This window comes from Micromonospora sp. WMMD708 (assembly GCF_049315245.1).
Lineage (GTDB): Bacteria > Actinomycetota > Actinomycetes > Mycobacteriales > Micromonosporaceae > Micromonospora > Micromonospora wenchangensis.
Genome location: NZ_CP186060.1, coordinates 748,828 through 765,770 on the forward strand (window position 1 = coordinate 748,828; position 16,943 = coordinate 765,770).

At 74.1% G+C, this 16,943-nt stretch carries 16 protein-coding genes; 12 read left to right on the forward strand and 4 right to left on the reverse strand.

Features of this window, described 5'->3' with window-relative positions; translation table 11 throughout:
* Positions 1 to 7 precede the first annotated feature (7 nt).
* The 3 genes from ACN260_RS03495 to ACN260_RS03505 all read left to right on the forward strand — a co-directional run bounded on the left by ACN260_RS03495 (position 8) and on the right by ACN260_RS03505 (position 3,358).
* A complete protein-coding gene (locus tag ACN260_RS03495) occupies positions 8 to 994 on the forward strand; it encodes an ABC transporter permease (RefSeq protein ID WP_422754675.1) in 987 nt (328 codons plus the stop codon).
* Positions 995 to 1,112: 118 nt separating this feature from the next.
* Entirely contained in the window at positions 1,113 to 2,855 is a 1,743-nt protein-coding gene (locus ACN260_RS03500; protein ID WP_422754676.1) for an ABC transporter substrate-binding protein, read from the forward strand.
* Between the two features lie 80 nt (positions 2,856 to 2,935).
* Positions 2,936 to 3,358, forward strand: a complete 423-nt coding sequence (locus ACN260_RS03505; protein ID WP_422754677.1) for a type II toxin-antitoxin system prevent-host-death family antitoxin — start codon at positions 2,936 to 2,938, stop codon at positions 3,356 to 3,358.
* Here ACN260_RS03505 and ACN260_RS03510 read toward each other — a convergent pair.
* A complete protein-coding gene (locus tag ACN260_RS03510) occupies positions 3,271 to 3,744 on the reverse strand; it encodes a hypothetical protein (protein ID WP_422754678.1) in 474 nt (157 codons plus the stop codon). The two genes, ACN260_RS03505 and ACN260_RS03510, sit on opposite strands and share 88 nt — an antisense overlap.
* Before the next feature lie 351 nt (positions 3,745 to 4,095).
* On the opposite strand from ACN260_RS03510, the gene ACN260_RS03515 reads away from it, so the two are divergent.
* Positions 4,096 to 4,860 carry a class I SAM-dependent methyltransferase gene (locus ACN260_RS03515; protein WP_422754679.1) on the forward strand — a complete coding sequence of 255 codons (765 nt, stop codon included), beginning with the start codon at positions 4,096 to 4,098 and terminating at the stop codon, positions 4,858 to 4,860.
* 150 nt (positions 4,861 to 5,010) lie between these two features.
* Here ACN260_RS03515 and ACN260_RS03520 read toward each other — a convergent pair whose 3' ends face one another.
* On the reverse strand, positions 5,011 to 7,155 hold the full coding sequence (locus tag ACN260_RS03520) for a prolyl oligopeptidase family serine peptidase (protein WP_422754680.1): 2,145 nt from the start codon (positions 7,153 to 7,155) through the stop codon (positions 5,011 to 5,013).
* Between the two features lie 86 nt (positions 7,156 to 7,241).
* Between ACN260_RS03520 and mshB the strand changes: the two genes are divergently transcribed.
* From mshB to ACN260_RS03535, 3 genes are all read left to right on the forward strand, one after another.
* Entirely contained in the window at positions 7,242 to 8,252 is a 1,011-nt protein-coding gene (gene mshB, locus ACN260_RS03525; RefSeq protein WP_422754681.1) for an N-acetyl-1-D-myo-inositol-2-amino-2-deoxy-alpha-D-glucopyranoside deacetylase, read from the forward strand.
* 17 nt (positions 8,253 to 8,269) lie between these two features.
* A complete protein-coding gene (locus tag ACN260_RS03530; protein WP_422754682.1) occupies positions 8,270 to 8,713 on the forward strand; it encodes a hypothetical protein in 444 nt (147 codons plus the stop codon).
* Between the two features lie 81 nt (positions 8,714 to 8,794).
* A complete protein-coding gene (locus ACN260_RS03535) occupies positions 8,795 to 9,259 on the forward strand; it encodes a hypothetical protein (RefSeq protein WP_422754683.1) in 465 nt (154 codons plus the stop codon).
* A 133-nt stretch (positions 9,260 to 9,392) separates the two neighbouring features.
* Here the strand turns inward: ACN260_RS03535 and ACN260_RS03540 are convergent, their stop codons facing one another.
* Positions 9,393 to 10,397: a GNAT family N-acetyltransferase gene (locus tag ACN260_RS03540; RefSeq protein WP_422754684.1), complete on the reverse strand. Its 1,005-nt coding sequence runs from the start codon at positions 10,395 to 10,397 to the stop codon at positions 9,393 to 9,395.
* A gap of 79 nt (positions 10,398 to 10,476) precedes the next feature.
* Here ACN260_RS03540 and fdxA point away from each other — a divergent pair, with 79 nt between their 5' ends.
* From fdxA to ACN260_RS03565, 5 genes are all read left to right on the forward strand, one after another.
* Positions 10,477 to 10,803, forward strand: coding sequence for a ferredoxin (gene fdxA, locus ACN260_RS03545; RefSeq protein ID WP_007072862.1), 327 nt, complete (start codon positions 10,477 to 10,479; stop codon positions 10,801 to 10,803).
* A gap of 92 nt (positions 10,804 to 10,895) precedes the next feature.
* Positions 10,896 to 12,017 carry a succinyldiaminopimelate transaminase gene (gene dapC, locus ACN260_RS03550; RefSeq protein WP_422756603.1) on the forward strand — a complete coding sequence of 374 codons (1,122 nt, stop codon included), beginning with the start codon at positions 10,896 to 10,898 and terminating at the stop codon, positions 12,015 to 12,017.
* Positions 12,018 to 12,027: 10 nt separating this feature from the next.
* Positions 12,028 to 13,032 (forward strand): prephenate dehydrogenase, encoded by a 1,005-nt coding sequence (locus ACN260_RS03555; RefSeq protein WP_422754685.1) that lies wholly within the window; start codon positions 12,028 to 12,030, stop codon positions 13,030 to 13,032.
* Positions 13,033 to 13,080: 48 nt separating this feature from the next.
* Positions 13,081 to 13,719, forward strand: a complete 639-nt coding sequence (locus ACN260_RS03560; RefSeq protein ID WP_422754686.1) for an SIMPL domain-containing protein — start codon at positions 13,081 to 13,083, stop codon at positions 13,717 to 13,719.
* Positions 13,719 to 14,360 carry a nucleoside/nucleotide kinase family protein gene (locus ACN260_RS03565; RefSeq protein WP_357929659.1) on the forward strand — a complete coding sequence of 214 codons (642 nt, stop codon included), beginning with the start codon at positions 13,719 to 13,721 and terminating at the stop codon, positions 14,358 to 14,360. The genes ACN260_RS03560 and ACN260_RS03565 overlap by 1 nt, the downstream gene beginning before the upstream one ends.
* On the opposite strand, the gene ACN260_RS03570 is transcribed toward ACN260_RS03565, so the two are convergent.
* Positions 14,343 to 16,913 carry a hypothetical protein gene (locus tag ACN260_RS03570; protein ID WP_422754687.1) on the reverse strand — a complete coding sequence of 857 codons (2,571 nt, stop codon included), beginning with the start codon at positions 16,911 to 16,913 and terminating at the stop codon, positions 14,343 to 14,345. The two genes, ACN260_RS03565 and ACN260_RS03570, sit on opposite strands and share 18 nt — an antisense overlap.
* Between the last annotated feature and the right edge of the window lie 30 nt (positions 16,914 to 16,943).

The following is a 16,943-nucleotide window of genomic DNA, read 5'->3' on the forward strand; positions in this document are numbered from 1 at the left end:
CCCGGCGATGGCGCGGTTCCTGGTCAAGCGGCTCTTCTCGGCGGTGTTGACGCTCTTCGCGGTCAGCGTGCTCAGCTTCCTGATGTTCTTCGCCCTGCCCAGCGACCCGGTCACCGGCATGTGCCCCAAGAACTGCAACCCGGAGCGGCTGGAGCGGGTCCGTCAGGAGCTGGGCCTGCGCGACCCGCTGATCAGCCAGTACGCCGGCTACATGAAGGGCATCGTGACCGGCCGGGATCTCGGCAGCGCCCAGGGCGGCAGGTGCGACGCACCCTGCCTGGGCTGGTCGTACGTGTCCAACGAGGCGGTCAGCGACACCATCGCCCGGGTGCTGCCGGTGACGTTGAGCATCGTCGTACCGGCGGCGGTGCTGTGGCTGCTGCTCGGGGTGGGCCTGGGCATGGTCTCGGCACTGCGCCGGGGCACCTGGCTGGACCGGGCGGCGATCGGCTTCTCGCTGGCCGGGGCGTCGTTGCAGCTCTATTTCGTGGGGGCGGTGCTGCTGCTGGTGTTCGTCTACACGCTGCACTGGCTGCCGGTGCCGAGCTACACGCCGTTGTCCGAGGACCCGCTCCGGTGGGCCGGTGGGCTGGTGCTGGCCTGGCTGGCGCTGGCGTTCCTGTTCTCGGCGATCTACGCCCGGCTGTCCCGGGCGCAGATGCTGGAGACGTTGTCGGAGGACTTCGTCCGTACCGCGCGGGCCAAGGGCCTGGCCAGACGCACGGTGTACGGGCGGCACGCGCTGCGCGCGGCGATCACGCCGGTGGTGACGATCGCCGGCCTGGACGTCGGCGGCGCGCTGGGCGGCACGGTGATCACCGAGACGACCTTCGGCCTGGGCGGTATGGGCCGTACGGCGGTCGACGCGGTACGCGCCGGTGACCTGCCCACCATCATGGCGACCGTGCTGATCGCGGCGGTCTTCGTGGTGCTGGCGAACATGCTGGTGGACGTGCTCTACGCGGCGATCGATCCCCGGGTGCGGTTGCGCTGACCGGCCCGTCGGGCGGTGGAAGTTGCCGGAATCTGCTAAACAGTCCGAAGTTTTTCTTCTTGACGATCCCCGGACGTCGGCGGTCACCCCGCCGGTGACCGGGTGGAGGAGGTAGGAGATGCGACCACGCGCAGCAGCCGCCGTCGGCGGGGCGATCGCCCTGGTGGTGGCGTTGGGGGCCTGCTCGGAGAACACCGGCGAGGGCACCACGGTGGACACCGGCCGGCAGCAGACCGGGGTGATCGCCACCGACCCGAAGGACTCCCAGGGGCCCGCCGCCGAGGTCGAGGGGGCGACCCGGGGCGGCACCTTCACCATCATCCGGGAGACCCCCATCTCCCACCTGGACCCGCAGCGGACGTACTCGTTCGCCGGCCTGATGGCCAACCCGCTGTTCGCCCGCTACCTGACCACCTGGAAGGACGACGGCAACGGTGGCCTGGTCCTCGTCGGTGACCTGGCGCAGAACCCGGGCAACAACGTGAACAGCGACTGCCGGGTCTGGGAGTTCACCATCAAGGACGGGGTGAAGTTCGAGGACGGCAGCCCGATCACGTCCCGGGAGATCGCGTACGGCATCGCCCGCTCCTTCGACCCCGACCTGACCGGCGGCCCCACCTACCTCCAGGAGTGGCTGGCCGACACCCCGCAGTACGACACGAAGTGGGACTTCAAGAAGAACAAGACGTCGCTGCCGCCGGGGCTGACCACCCCGGATGCGAAGACGCTGCGGTTCGAGTTCGCCAAGCCCCGCTGTGACCTGCCGTTCGCGGTCTCGCTGCCGACCACCGCGCCGCTGCGGCCGGACCAGGACACCGGCGTCAACCTGGACCAGCGGCCGTTCTCCTCCGGGCCGTACAAGATCGCCAAGAACCAGGCCGGGGTGCAGCTCACCCTGGACCGCAACCCGCACTGGGACGCCGCCACCGACCCGGTCCGCCACCAGTACCCGGACCAGTTCGTGTGGACCTTCGGGCCGACCGCCGACGCGGCCGTCAACCGGGTGATCGCCGACAACGGCGCCGACCAGAGCGCGTTGGCCTGGAACTACGTGCCGGCCTCGCTGGTCGCCCGGGTCGCCCAGGACCGGGGCCTCAAGTCCCGCAGCGTCCTGTCGCCGACGCCGAGCGCCAACCAGCTCGTCATCAACAACCAGCGGGTCACCGACCTCGCCGTCCGCCGGGCGCTCAACTACGCCATCGACCGCGACGGCCTGGTCAAGGCGCTCGGCGGGCAGACCGTCGCCCAGCCGATGACCACCCTGATGCCGCCGTCCACCATCGGCTACCAGGCGTACGACGCCTACCCGGCCGGCGCCAACGGCGACGTCGACAAGGCCAAGGAACTGCTCGCCGGCAAGACCCCGGAGCTGGTCCTCGGGGTGGCCGACAACACCACCGAGCAGCAGATGGGCACCCAGCTCAAGGCCAACCTGGAACGCGCCGGGTTCAGGATCACGCTGCGCAACATCCCGGACGACGCGAAACTCGACGAGATCAAGAAGAAGAACAACCCGTGGGACCTCTACATCGGCAACTGGGCCGCCGACTGGCCCAGCGGCGCGTCGATCCTGCCGGTGCTCTACGACGGCCGCACCATCAAGGCCGAGGGCAACAGCAACCAGGCGTACTTCAACGACCCGGCGGTCAACGCCGAGATCGACCGCATCCAGGCCCTGCCCCCGGCCGACCAGGGCCCCGAGTGGGGCAAGCTCGACCGGCGGATCATGACCGAGTACGCACCGGTGGTGCCGCTCTTCGTGGACGTGGCCTACACGGTGCACGGCTCGAAGGTGGGCGGGGTCTTCATCTCCAGCGTCTTCGGCTACCCGTCCTTCGTCAACGCCCACGTCAAGCAGTGACGTCGCACTGAGCCGGAACCGGGCTCCCTCCCGACGCCGATGGTGAGGGGGCCCGTCGGCTCTGTTGGACAATTGATGCCATGAGCGAGCCCGCCGCCGAACTGCCGATCTCCGATGCCCGCGACAGTCTTGCGGACGTCGTCTCCCGCGCCCACTACGCCGGGCGGATCACCTACGTGACCCGGCGTGGGCAGCGACTGGCCGCCATCGTCCCCGCCGAGCTGGCCGAAACGATCGAACGCGCCGAGGATGCCGCCGACGTCGCTGCCGCCCGGGAGGCCCTGGCCCGCATCGACGAGGGCGATGCGCCCGTTCCACTGACCGAACTGCGCCGCGAGTTGGGCCCTGGTGCCTACCCGGGCGGTCGACCCGGGCGGCGACGAGCCGCTGGCCGGGTCGCGCGACGGGCCGGCGGTCAGTCGACCCGCAGGGCCAGCAGGGCGCTCTTCAGTTCCTGTTCGACGTACTGCCGGGAATCCCGGTCGGCAACCATCAGCAGGTAGCTGTCCTGGCGGGCCGGAATTCCCGACACCGAGAACCGGAACTGGCAGGTGCCGTCGGCGAGTGCACGGGCGTCGGTCAACCGTCCACCGGCGAAGCCGAGGCCGGCGAAGATGACCACCTGGGCACCCTCTTGGACGTCGGCGTGGCCGCCCGCCCCGGCGCAGCCACCATGACCGTCGGTGACGAAGGACCCCCGGTCGCCGAGCAGCACCGTGCCCGAGGCCACGAACGTCTCCCCCGGCGGCCGGTTCGCCGCGACCGGAGTTCGGGCCCTGGTGCTGTTGCCCACGAACATCCCCCCGGCGAGCAGCAGCCCAGCAGCAGCCCCGGCCCACATCCAGCCGGGACGACGTCGCGCGGTTCGCTCCTCGTACAAGGGCTGCATGTCGTCTCCGGGGTGTCGGGCGGGCGGGACCCCCGAAAGTGTGATCGACGCTGCCCTCTCCCGCAGCCCCGTGCCGACGTTCGGTCGCTTCGTCCACCACCCGACCCCGATGATCAAGAGGTTTGCGTCAGATTCCGGCCGCAGGATGACGCGAACCTCTTGATCGCCGGGGCAAGGCGGGGCGTGGCGGGGCGTGAGCGGGCGGGTGGGGTCATTGGGGCGATGTTGGGGTGTCATGGGGCTCGGATACCGCTATATCGGTGACGTTGAGTCGATCCGGGTCGGCGTCGACCCCCGGACAGGGGCGCAATTCGATTGACCGCCGGGCGGTCGGTCGGGACAGTTCGGGGTATGGACCCGACGTCGCGTGCCAACCGGACCGCCTGGGAACTGGCCCACCAGGAGCGGGTCTGGGCCGACGACCAGATGACGGCCGAGGCGGCGGCCGGCGTCACGCTCGTCCCCAGCGAACGCGCGCTGCTGCGCGACATCCTGGCGACCCGCCCGCTGGTGGTCCACCCGCAGAGCGGCAACGGGCAGGACGACGTCGCCCTGGTCGACGCCGGTGCCCGGCTGGTGATCGGCGTCGACTACAGCGAACACGCGATCCGGGGCGCGCGGGGGCGCGCCGACGCCCTCGGCGCCGCCTGTCACTATCTGCTCGGGACGGTCCCCGGCGTGCCGCTGCGCGACGGCTGCGTCGACCTCGTCTACACCGGCAAGGGCGCGCTGATCTGGATGCCCGACATCGACGCCTGGGCCACGGAGATGGCCCGGCTGCTGCGCCCCGGCGGCCACCTGTTCGTCCACGACGGTCACCCGGCCACCGACCTGTGGACCTGGGACCTGGACGAGCCGCGCATCCGACCCGACCGCAGCTACTTCGGCCGCTCGTTCGTCTGCCCCGACGACAGTTTCCCGGCCCACGGGGCGGTGATGTGGCAGTGGACGCTCGGCCGGATCGTCACCGCCGTGGTCACCGCCGGCCTGGAGATCCGGCAGCTCGACGAGTACGCGGAGCCGTTCTGGCGGATGGGCGACGTCGACGCGGCGGCCTTCCGGGGCCGGCTGCCGAACGCCTTCGCCCTGCTGGCCCGCCGCCCCACCGCCGGCTGACCTGCCCGGCCGGCGATCCGCAGCTGGCTGAGTCGCCCGGCCGCCGCCCCGCTGACCCGCCCGACCGGCGGTCCACCGCCCGCCGCCGCACCGCGCGGTCGCCCGCCCGGCGACCCCCGGCCCGGTCCGGCGGGACGGTCCGGCCACGGCTCAGCCCAGGTGGGTACGGAGGAAGTCGAGTTCCAGACGGAGCAGGCGTTCGGACATCCCTCCGGCCGCCATGTGGGTGGCCCCGGTCAGCGGCAGCACCGCGTGCGGCCGGCCGGTCGACAGCAGCGCCGCCGACAGCCGCAGCGTGTGCGCGGCCACCACGTTGTCGTCGACCATGCCGTGCACCAGCAGCAGCGGCCGGGCCGGCTCGCCGGGATGCAGCGGCTCCGCCGCCAGCTCCACCAGCGAGTGGTGCCCGTACACGTCGATGCCGTCGTCGGGCAGGCCGAGGTAGCGCTCGGTGTACGCGGTGTCGTACAGCGCCCAGTCGCTGACCGGGGCACCGGCGATGCCGCACCGGAACAGCTCCGGATGGCGCAGCACCGCCAGCCCGGCCAGCCAGCCGCCGAACGACCACCCCCGGATCGCCACCCGCGCAAGGTCCAGGTCGGGGTGCTTGCCGGCGAGCGCGGTCAACGCGTCCACCTGGTCGGTCAGGATCACGTCGGCCACCCGCCGGTGGATCGCCTTCTCGAACGACGGCGCCACGCCCGGCGTACCCCGGTTGTCGATGGTGACCACGGCGAACCCGGAGTCCGCCCACCACTGCCGTTCCAGCCAGGCCGACCGGGCGGCCACCACCTCCTGGTGGCCGGGGCCGCCGTAGACGTCCAGCAGCACCGGCAACCGGGTGCCCTTGACGTGCTCGGACGGGTAGAGCACCGCCGTCGGTAACCGCCTGTCGGTCACCCGGACCAGCATCGGCCGGGGTGCCGACGAGGGGGTCGCGGCCAGCGACCGCAGCCGGGCCACCTCGCCGTCGCCGCGCCACACCGACCAGGTCGTCCCCGCGTCGTCCAGCGAGGCGGTCCCGACGACCAGGGTGTCCCCGCCGACCGCCGCCGTGTGCCAGCCGGGGGTGCTGCTCATCCGGCGGGCGTCCACCCCACCACCGATCACCGTACGGACCCGGTAGAGGTGCCGTTGGCTCGGTTCGCCCTCGCTCGCCTCCACCAGCAGGTCGGCCGGGCCGGGGCCGGAGGGCAGCCGGCCCACCACCCGCCGCACGTACAGCGAGGGCGGGGTGAGCAGGGTGCCGTCGGCGAACAGGCAGCGGGCGTCGTACCCGTCGTGGGCCAGTTCGCCGCCGACCAGCACCCGGCCGTCGGGCAGGTGCGCCGGGGTGCCGGGGATCGGCTCCACCCAGCGCGGGTCGGCCAGCTCGGCGTGCACCTGCGTCTCCCCGGTGCGCGGGTCCACCGCCAGCACCAGGCCGTGCTGCTGGGACCGGCGCAGCACGGTGATCAGCGGGTTGCCGTCGGCCCAGTCGACCGAGGTCAGGTACGGGTAGGTCTCCCGGTCCCAGTGCACGTCGACCCAGCCGTCGTCCAGGTCGAGCAGGTGCAGGCTGACCTCGGCGTTCGGCCCACCCGCCCGGGGGTACGCGACGGTGGTCGGCGGGGTCGCCGGGTCCGCCGGGTCGTGCAGGTGCCAGCGGGGCAGCCGGGACTCGTCGACCCGGGCGGCGAGCACCGTCCGTCCGTCCGGGGCCCACCAGTAGCCCCGGAACCGGCCGAACTCCTCCGCCGCGACGTGCTCGGCGAGCCCCCAGGTCACTCCGCCGTCCTCGCCGGCCAGCAGGGTGTCGGTGCCGTCCGGGGCGACCACCCGCAGCTCGCCCCGGCGTACCCCGTCGGCGGCGTCGGTCACGTACGCCACCCGCTGCCCGGTCGGGTCGGGGCGGGGGTCGATCACCGGCCCGACGGTGGCCACCTCGATCACGTCGCCGTGCACCAGGTCGGCCCGGAACAACCGACCGGCCAGCGCGAACACCGCCACCCGGCCCGCGCCGTCCAGGGCGTACGAGCCGATGCCGGCGGCGGTGAGCCGGCGGCGTTCACGCAACGCCCGCTCGCCCGGGGCCAGCGCCGCCGGGTCGGCGTCCTCGCCGAGCAGCATGGCCGGGTCGGCGATCAGCCGTTCCTCGGCGGAGGCTGTCTCCAGCGCCCAGAGCGCGTCGGCCGGGTCCTCCGGGCCGCCCGAGCGGAGGAAGACCACCCGGGAACCGTCGTCGGCCACGGAAACGGCGCGCGGCGCCCCGTGGCTGAACCGACGGGTACGGGCGGCCAGCTCGGGAAAGTCCACAACCCGGATCGTAGAGCCGGGCCGGGCGTGATGTGGCCTACCTGCCTGGACGCGTACGCCCCGGGGCCCGGGGACCGCCGGTTAGAGTGACGGTCGTGACGACGCTGCCCGACCGACGCCTCCTGCTGGTCCACGCGCACCCCGACGACGAGTCCATCGGCACCGGGTCGACGATGGCGCACTACGCTGCCGCCGGGGCCCACGTCACGCTGGTGACCTGCACCCTCGGCGAGGAGGGCGAGATCCACGTGCCGGCGCTGGCGCAGCTCGCCGCCGCCGAGGCCGACCAGCTCGGCGGGTTCCGCATCGGCGAGCTGGCCGCCGCCTGCGCCGCGCTCGGCGTCACCGACCACCGGTTCCTCGGTGGCGCGGGCCGCTACCGGGACTCGGGGATGATGGGCATGCCCACCAACGGGCACCCCCGGGCGTTCTGGTCGGCCGACCTCGACGAGGCCGCCGGGTTGCTCCTGGAGGTGATCCGGGAGGTCCGACCGCAGGTCATGGTCACCTACGACCCGAACGGCTTCTACGGGCACCCGGACCACATCCAGGCGCACCGGGTGGCGATGCGCGCACACGAGCTGGCGGGCGCGGAGGGCATCGCTCCGGCCAAGGTCTACTGGACGGCGATGCCGCGCAGCGTCCTGGAGGCCGGGATGAGCCACTTCACCGAGTCGGCGGACAACCCCTTCGCCGCCATCGACAGCGTCGACGACCTGCCGTTCGGCACCCCCGACGACCAGATCGCCGCCCGGATCGACGGCACCGACCAGCACGCCGCCAAGGAGGCGGCGATGCGGGCGCACGCCACCCAGATCCCGGCCAACTCCTGGCTGTACGCGATCGCCGGTAACTTCGGCGCGGAGTTCATGGGCGTGGAGTACTTCACGCTGGCGGTGGGGGAGCGCGGCCCCGGGGACGGCCCGTACGGCTGGGAGAGCGACCTGTTCGCCGGGATCGACCCGGACCCGGCGGACCTGCCGGGCGACCGGCCCGATCCGGCGGCCGGACGGCCGGTCGCGACGGCTCGCCGGCCGGAGCGGGCCGCCCCGGCGGATGACGCGTCGGCGGCCACGGCGACGGCCGGGCTCCGGTGACCCTGCCCGCCACGCCGATGCCGGTCGTCGAGGAGGAGACCGCCGCCGTCCCGCCGCCGCCCGGCTGGACGGCCCGCCTGCTCGACGTCGTGCTGCGGGTGGCCGGTGGGCTGGTCGCCGTGGTCGGTGGGGTGCTCACCGCCGTGACCGGGCTGCTGCTGTCCACCGTCCGGGCCGGCGGGCAGCTGATCGGGGTGTCGGTGGTGGTCACCATCCTGGGGGCGGTCGCGGTGAGCTGGTTCGCGTACGCCACGGTCGGCCGCAGGTGGGCGGTGGCGTTGCCGGCGCTGCCGTGGTTCGTGCTGATGGCGGTGGCGGCGGTCCGGACCGCCGAGGGTGACCTGCTGGTCGCCGGGGACAACTGGGTCGGGCTGGCGATGATCACCACCGGGGCGATGACGTTCGCGGTGATGGCGTTCCGGCAGATGCTCAGCCCGCAGCCGCGCCGCCACGACGGGTGATGACGACACACAGCCTGCGGTGGTAGATATTCCTGCCAGGAGACCCGCCGACGGGGCGGGTGGTAGGGCGGGAGGCGTGTGATGACACAGCGGTGGCGGGCGGTCGGCGTACTCGCGGCGGCCCTGTTCGCGGTCAACGTGGTGGCCCGGGTGATCATCAAGCTCGGCTTCGACGGGAACGACACCGCCGCCGACCGGGTCTCGCTGGGCATGTTCGTCGTGGTCGGGCTGATCCTCGCCGGGGTGGTGTTCACCTGGGGTAAGGCTGTTCCGGCGGCGCGCTGGGGTGCCGACGTGTCCGCCGCGGTGGCCGTGGCGCTGCTGCTGACGGTGCTCGTCGGCCCGCTGCTGGTCGGGAACAACCCGTTCGGTGGCGGCGCGGGGCTGTTCTTCGCCCAGATCTGGCTCTACCTGGTCGCCGCCGGGGCCGGCGTGGCGCTCGGCTACCTGGTGCTGATCGCGCTCGGCCATGATTACCGCTCGCAGCAACTGCGGCGGTACGCCGAGCGCAACGTGGGCAAGCCGCGTCGGGTGGTGCGGCGCTGACCCGCGCGCCCGCCGGGCTTGATCAACTCATGGGGACGCACATAGCGGTATCCGGACCGGTGCGATGTCGCAACATCGGCCCACAGGAGTCGATCAAGGTGCCCAGGCGGGTCAGGTCACGGTACGGGGCGGGTCAGGTGGGCGGGGCGACCCGGGTCAGGTAGGTGTGGTGGGTGGTGAAGCCGAGCTTGCGGTAGAGCGCCACCGCCCCAGTGTTGCGCTGCTCCACCTGCAGGAAGGCGTGCGTCGCCCCCTCGGCCGCGCCCCATGCGGCCAGCGCCCGGATGACCCTGGCGGCCAGCCCCTGCCGGCGAGCCGACGGGGCCACCTCGATCAGGCTGAGCCCCAGCCAGCGACCCTGCCCGGTGACCGTGCCCCGGCCCGTCGCCACCAGCACGCCGTCGGCGTACACCCGGGCGAAGCGGACCCGGGCCACGGCGGTGAGGATGTGCCGGGCGGAGTCGGGCAGGCCGCCCTTGCGCCCGGCGGCGACCGCGAGCCACTCCTCGGACGGCGCGGGGTCGAGCACCACGGGCGGGTCGTCGCCGTCCCGGCCCGCGCCGTCCAGGGTCGGGCCACCCTCCGGGGACGTGCGGTGCGGGTCGGAGAGCAGGGTGGTCAGGGGAACAGTCTGGACCAGGGTCAGCGGGCGGGCGGTCCAGCCCCGGGCGTCCAGTTCGACGCCGACCGGCACGGCCAGCGGCAACGGCGTGTTGACCATGGCGGGTTGGCGGTGTCCGGCGTACCAGCGTTCGATGGCGTCGACCGCCGCCGGCAGCGGCCGGTCCGGGTCGCCCACCGGCAGGGCCGAGTTGGCCCGTCCGGTCCAGCCGTCGGCGGAGCGCAGCAGCCAGTCGCCGAGCTGTCCGCGTACCGGGGCGGGCCACGCCTCGTCGGCCGCGAGTTCCAGCTCGACCACGGCCGAGGCGGTGGGCCGGCGGGTCGGCGGCACCCGCTTGGCCCGGTGCACCTCGGCCACCGGCACCCGGAGCCGGCCCTGCGCGGTGGCGATGGTGAGATGGGTCTCGCTCAGCTCGACCAGCTCACCGAGGGCGTCCGAGAAGAGGGGCCGGCCCTCACGAATCCCCACAATGCGGCGAACCACGATCCGGTGTCCCACATCCTGCTGTCGGAGCACGATCGACCTCCTCCCCGGCGAGATACTAGGCTCTTAGCGTCGCGGGTGATCGCGACGAGTCTTGCGGAGGAGAAGACCGGTGACCTACATCATCGCCGAGCCGTGCGTGGATGTGCTCGACAAGGCATGCATCGAGGAATGCCCGGTCGACTGCATTTACGAGGGCAACCGGATGCTCTACATCCACCCCGACGAATGCGTCGACTGTGGTGCCTGTGAGCCGGTCTGCCCGGTGGAGGCCATCTTCTACGAGGACGACGTCCCCGAGCAGTGGAAGGACTACACGGGCGCCAACTACGAGTTCTTCGAGGACCTGGGCTCGCCCGGCGGCGCGTCGAAGATCGGCAAGGTGGAGAAGGACGCGACGTTCGTCGCCGGCCAGCCGCCGCGCGGCGAGGGCCACTGAACCGGCCCGCCGCCGTGACACCGGGGGTACCGGCCGGGCCCGCAGCGGCACCGGCCGGGGCCGCGCCGGAGCGTCCGGCCGGGCCCGCCCCGGTGCCGCCGGGTCGGCCCGTGCCGGTGTCGGCCCGGTTGCCCGAGTTCACCTGGGACACCCTGGACGCCGCGGCCACCCTGGCCGCGGCGCACCCGGACGGCCTGATCAACCTCTCCATGGGCACGCCTGTCGACCCGGTGCCCACGGTGATCCGGCAGGCCCTGGCCGACGCGTCCGACGCGCCGGGTTACCCGTTGACGGCGGGCACCCCGGCGCTACGGCAGGCCATCGCCGGCTGGGTGGCGCGCGCCTGCGCCGCCGGTGTCGACGGGCTCGGGGTGCTGCCGACGATCGGTTCCAAGGAACTGGTCGCCTGGCTGCCCACCCTGCTCGGGATCGGCCCCGGCGACGTGGTCGTGGTGCCCACGATCGCCTATCCGACGTACGAGGACGGGGCCCGGCTGGCCGGTGCCACGGTCGTCCGTGCCGACGCGTTGACCGCCGTCGGCCCCACCTCACGGGTACGCCTGGTCTGGGTCAACTCGCCCGGCAACCCGACCGGGCGGGTGCTGCCCGCCGCCCACCTGCGCAAGGTGGTCGACTGGGCGCGGGAGCGCGGTGCCGTGGTGGCCAGCGACGAGTGCTACCTGCCGCTGGGTTGGACGGCCGATGTCGCCCCGGTGTCGGTGCTCGCGCCGGAGGTCTGCGGTGGCTCGTACGACTCGGTGCTGGCGGTGCACTCGCTGTCCAAGCGGTCCAACCTGGCCGGCTACCGGGCCGGGTTCGTCGCCGGTGACCCGGCGCTGGTCGCCGAGCTACTGAAGATCCGCAAGCACGCCGGCATGATCGTCCCGGCGCCGGTGCAGGCCGCCATGGTGGCCGCGCTCGGCGACCAGGCACACGCCGACGAACAGCGGGAACGCTACCGGGCCCGGCGGGAGACGCTGCTCGCCGCGTTCACCGGGGCGGGGTTCCGGCTGGAGCACTCCGAGGCGGGCCTCTACCTGTGGCTCACCCGCGACGAGGACTGCTGGGACACCGTCGACTGGCTGGCCCGCCGGGGCGTCCTGGTCGCCGCCGGGGCCTTCTACGGCCCGGCCGGGCAGCGGCACGTCCGGGTGGCGCTCACCGGGTCCGACACGCACGTCGCGGCGGTCGCGCAGCGGCTCGCCCAGCCGTAGGACACCTGCGGTGGGTGACGACGTCGGCCGGCTCCGGGTCGCCGTGGTGGGTACCGGCCTGATCGGCGGGTCGATCCTGCTACGGCTGCACGGGGCGGGCGTGCGGGTGACCGGCTGGGACCCGGACCCGGCGACCCGGGCCGAGGGCCGTCGCCGGGGCATCGACCTCCCCGACGACCTCGGCGACGCGGTCCGCGACCGGGACGTGGTGTTCCTCGCCGGCCCGCTGCCCAGCCTGCCGCAGACCCTGCTCACGGTGGCGGGGCTGACCGGTGAGCGGTGCATCGTCACCGACGTGGGCAGCACCAAGGCCGCGATCGCCGGGTTCGCCGGGGCACACGGGTTGACCGGCCGGTTCGTCCCCGGACACCCGATGGCCGGCACCGAACGGGCCGGGCTCACCGCCGCCCGGGCCGGCCTGTTCGCCGACGCGGCCTGGGTGCTCTGCCCGAGCGCCGACGGGCTGGTGGCGTTCCGGACGCTGGTCGGGCTGGTCGTGGACGTCTTCGGCGCGCACGTCGTGCCCATGTCGCCGCAGGTGCACGACCGGGTCGTGGCGCTGTCCTCGCACGTGCCGCACCTGCTGGCCGGCGGTCTGGCCGGGGCGGCCGCCGACTCGACGGTGCGCGACGCGGTGGTCCGGCTCGCCGCCGGCAGCTTCCGCGACGGCACCCGGGTGGCGACCACCCCGGCCCGGCGGACCGCCGCCATGCTGCTGGCCAACCGGGAGCAGGTGCTGCGGCAGTTGGCCGAGGTGCGGGCCGCGCTCGACGCGCTCGCCGAGGCCGTCCGCGACGAGGACCTGCCCACGCTGGTGGCCCACTACGAGCGGGCCGGCGCGGTGCGGGCGGCCGGGTCGGGCCGGGAGACACCCGTCCACCGGGCGTTCGACCTCGACGCCGACCCCGCCGGGGAGTTGGCGTTCGTCCGGTCGGTCGGCGAGTCCGGCGGGCACCTCACCGGCTGCGCGGTGGCGCGGGGGACGGTGACGTACACCGGGCTGCGACCGGCCTGAGCGGGCGGAAACCGGCGGCACGCCGGCCGCGCCGCTAGGGTGGGGTGCGTGGCGGACGGACCGGTGGTGGCGGTGCGCGGTGAGGCGTACCGGGAGGTGCCGCCCGAACTGGCCCGCTTCGAGGTGACCGCGACGGCCCGGGAACGGGACCGCCAGGTCGCGCTGGCCCGGCTCGCCGAGCGGGCCGCCGCCGTGCGGGTGCTGCTCGACGAGCACGAGCCGGCGGTGGACCGCCGGGAGGCCGGTGAGCTGCGGGTCCGGCCCGAGACCAACCGCTCCGGCGAGCGGGTCGTCGGCTACCTGGGCAGCGTCTCCACCACGGTCACCGTCACCGACTTCGGCTCCCTGGCCGAGCTGATGCTGCGGCTGGCCGAGCAGGACCACGTCGAGGTGGCCGGCCCCTGGTGGTCGTTGCGCCCGGACAGCCCGGCCCACCGGGAGGCCCGGCACGCGGCGATCGCCGACGCGCTGCGCCGGGCCCGGGAGTACGCCGAGGCGCTCGGCGCGCGGGTGACCGCGCTGCTGGAACTGGCCGACACCGACGAGGGCGCCGGCATGGGCGGGACGGTGTTCGCCCGCCAGGCCCGTCAGGGCGGCCCGCCGGAGCTGGACCTGGACCCCCGCCCGCAGTCGGTGCACGCGGTGGTGCGGGCCCGGTTCACCATCAGCGAGCCGGTCCTGACCTGATGCCCGGGGCGCGTCCGTTCTCCCTCGACGACCTGGTGGCCAGGGCCCGGTCGTTGGCCGACGCCGGCCCCCGGCAGCTGCTGGGCATCGCCGGTGCGCCCGGGGCCGGCAAGTCCACCCTGGCCGAGCGGATCGTCGCGGCGGTCGGCCCGAGCGCCCGGCTGGTGCCGATGGACGGCTTCCACCTCGCCCAGGCGGAACTGGTCCGGTTGGGCCGGGCCGACCGCAAGGGCGCGGTGGACACCTTCGACGCCAACGGGTACGTGTCGTTGCTGCGCCGGTTGCGCCGGTTGGAGCCGACCGCCGTCTACGCGCCGCTGTTCCGTCGTGACCTGGAGGAGGCGGTGGCCGGGGCGGTGGAGGTGCCGCCCTCGGTCCGGCTGGTGGTGACCGAGGGCAACTACCTGCTGCTCGCCGACCCGCCCTGGGACGAGGTGCGGTCGCTGCTGCACGAGGCGTGGTTCCTCGACCTGGACGCCGGGGCCCGGCTGCGCCGGCTGGTGGCGCGGCACGTCGCGTACGGGCGGTCGCCGGAGGCGGCGCAGGCGTGGGCGTACGGCAGCGACGAGGCGAACGCCGCCGTGGTGGCGGGTACCGCAGACCGGGCCGACCTGGTGATCCGGTCAACCGACCCGGGGTGACGGGACGGTACGCCGCAGCAGCCGGGCCACCAGGGCCCGTTCCCGGTGGAACTCCCACGCCTCCGGGTAGCCGCTGTGGTTGCGGATCGGCGGGTCGGCGACCTCGCCGCCGCTGGGGTGCAGCGCCTCCGGGTCGGTGACCGGCACGTCCCGTTCCCCGGCGTTGACCTGCCAGCCGAGCGGGTCGGTGTCCCGCCAGAAGTTGGTCCACGCGACGTGGCCGGAGGGCCAGGTCAGGGCGTCGGCGAGCACCCGGAGCCGGGCCGGGCCGAAGTAGGCGGGGAAGACCCGACCGTAGAGCCGGCTGAGCTGGCACCCGTACGACAGGAACCAGATCCGTCGCCGCCACCGGGTCGGCAGTTGGAGCAGGGTAGCGGCGCAGATCACCGTGCCCTGGCTGTGCCCGGAGAGGATCACCCCGTCCATCCGGCGGGGGTCGCGCTCGGCCAGCGCCAGGAGGCCGGCGATCCGGGTCTGCAACTCGGGGACGGCGCGTTCGGCGTAGCTGGGTGGGGCGAGCGGGTGCGCGGCCCGCGGCCAGAAGGTGCCCACGTCCCACAGCACCCCGACGCTGCGCCGGACGGTGTCGTTGCGGTAGACGAGCATGCCGAGGCCGGCGACCACCAGCGGCAGCCAGCCGAGCAGGGTGTCCCCGAGGTCGGCGGCGGTGTGCACCATCCCCGGCCAGCCCGACGCGCCGGCCGGCACCGGGCTGGTCCGGGTCAGCGCCGCCACACAGGACAGCGTCACCAGCACCGCCGCGATGGTGGCATAGCAGCCGACCAGTCGTACCGCGTGCTCACCGACCAGGCGGTGCAGCGCGCGGAAGGTGCTGACGTGCCGGCAGCGGCGCAGGTCGTGCGCGGAGAGGGCCTGCCCGGCGGCGGTGAGCCGGAGGTACTCGACGCGGCGCAGCCGGTGGAAGAGCACCCCGGCGCGGACCAGCGTGCCGAGCAGGGCGGCGGTGGCGACGGTGAAGGCCAGCCCGGCCCAGATCACCGGCAGGGGCGGCACGATCGGGGAGAACCCGCTGGGTGAGGCGGCCCCGTTGAGCAGGTCGGTGACCCAGTAGAGCAGGCCGGCACAGTAGGCGATGGCCATCATCCAGCCGAAACCGGCGATCACGGCGGCCCCGCGTCCGCCCCAGGCGACGTCGGTGTGCATGCCGAGCGGCTGCTGACCGGCGTCGCTGCCGGTGCGGGGAAGCAGCAGTCCGGCCGCGGCGAGCGCGATGGCCGGGGCGGCGAGCGTCCAGAGCCGCAGCCCGTCGGGGGCGGCGGGGACGCCGGGCAGCCGACCGTCGAGCCAGGCCACGCCGAGGGGCAGCAGCACGGCGGCCGTGCCGGGGACAGGCAGCGCGCGGCGGCCGGAGCGGGCGACCGTGCCGATGGCGAACAGCAGCAGCACCTGGTAGGTGGCGAGCCAGGCGACCAGCCCGTCGTAGCCGGGCAGCGAGCGGTCGGCGCGGCAGCCGGCGAGGCCGGGGTCGCGGGTGCAGCCGACCGGTGGACGGAACTGCGCCAGCGGGGTGCCGGCGGGGCCGTCCGGCAGCAGCAGGAGGGTGAAGGTGCCGGCCAGCGCGAGGCCGGTGAGCACGCCGACGGTGAGGCTCCACCGGCCGAGCGGGCTGGCCCCGCCGCGCCGGGTCAGCCAGGGGCGGCCCACCGCCACCACCGCGATCACCACGACCGTGGCCAGGGCGGCGACGGTCGGGACGGCGACCACGGCCCGGACGCCCCGGGCCGGGTCCAGCACCAGCACCGCGCCGACGGGCACCGCCGCGGCGAGCGCCGCGCCGACGCACAGGTGCAGCACGGCGGCCCGGCGCAGCTGCCCCTCCCCGCCCCAGAAGGTGGGGTCCTGCAACGGGTTGGCCAGGTTGGACGCCGGCTCGGCCGGCTGCTCCCCGTCGCCGGCCGCCGGGCGGGGTTCGGCGGGCATCTCGGCCTCGTACTGGTAGGTGCGCCAGGACACGATGCCGAGCACCAGCAGCATCGCCAACGGCACCAGCAGGCCGACGGCGAGCGCGTGGGCGTCCGCGCGCCACCAGCCCCGGCCGAGGAACTCCCACGGGCCGGGCAGTTGCCGCAGGCATTCCTGGTCGACGCACTGCCAGGCGATCAGGTCGACCCCGATGCCGGTGGCGGCGAGCACCAGGGTGCCGGTGAGGCTGAGGCAGAACAGCCGGATCAGCCAGGCGGTGACGCCGGAGCGGCTGCCCCAGCGTTCGGTGTCCGGGTCGGGCGGGATGCCGGGGCGGGCGTACAGGGCGACGTTGGCGAGGGTGAACGGCAGCAGCAGCGTCCACAGGGCGCGTTCGACGTCCCGCGCGGTCCGCGCCCCCGAGGTCAACTGCCCCCAGCTGTACGCCTCGACGACGACGGGGTCCTCGGGGCCGGAATCGCTGGCACGGTAGAAGCCGGTGACGTCTCCGCCGGAGACGAGCCGGGCTTGCGGGCCGGTGCCGGCGGGGTCGGCGGGCAGGCCGAGGACCTGGTCGGGTGGGGTGTTGGACACGCCGTGTACCCGAAGTTCGAGTACCCGCTCGGCCATCGGTGCTCCCTGGTGACGAAGTCACTACCC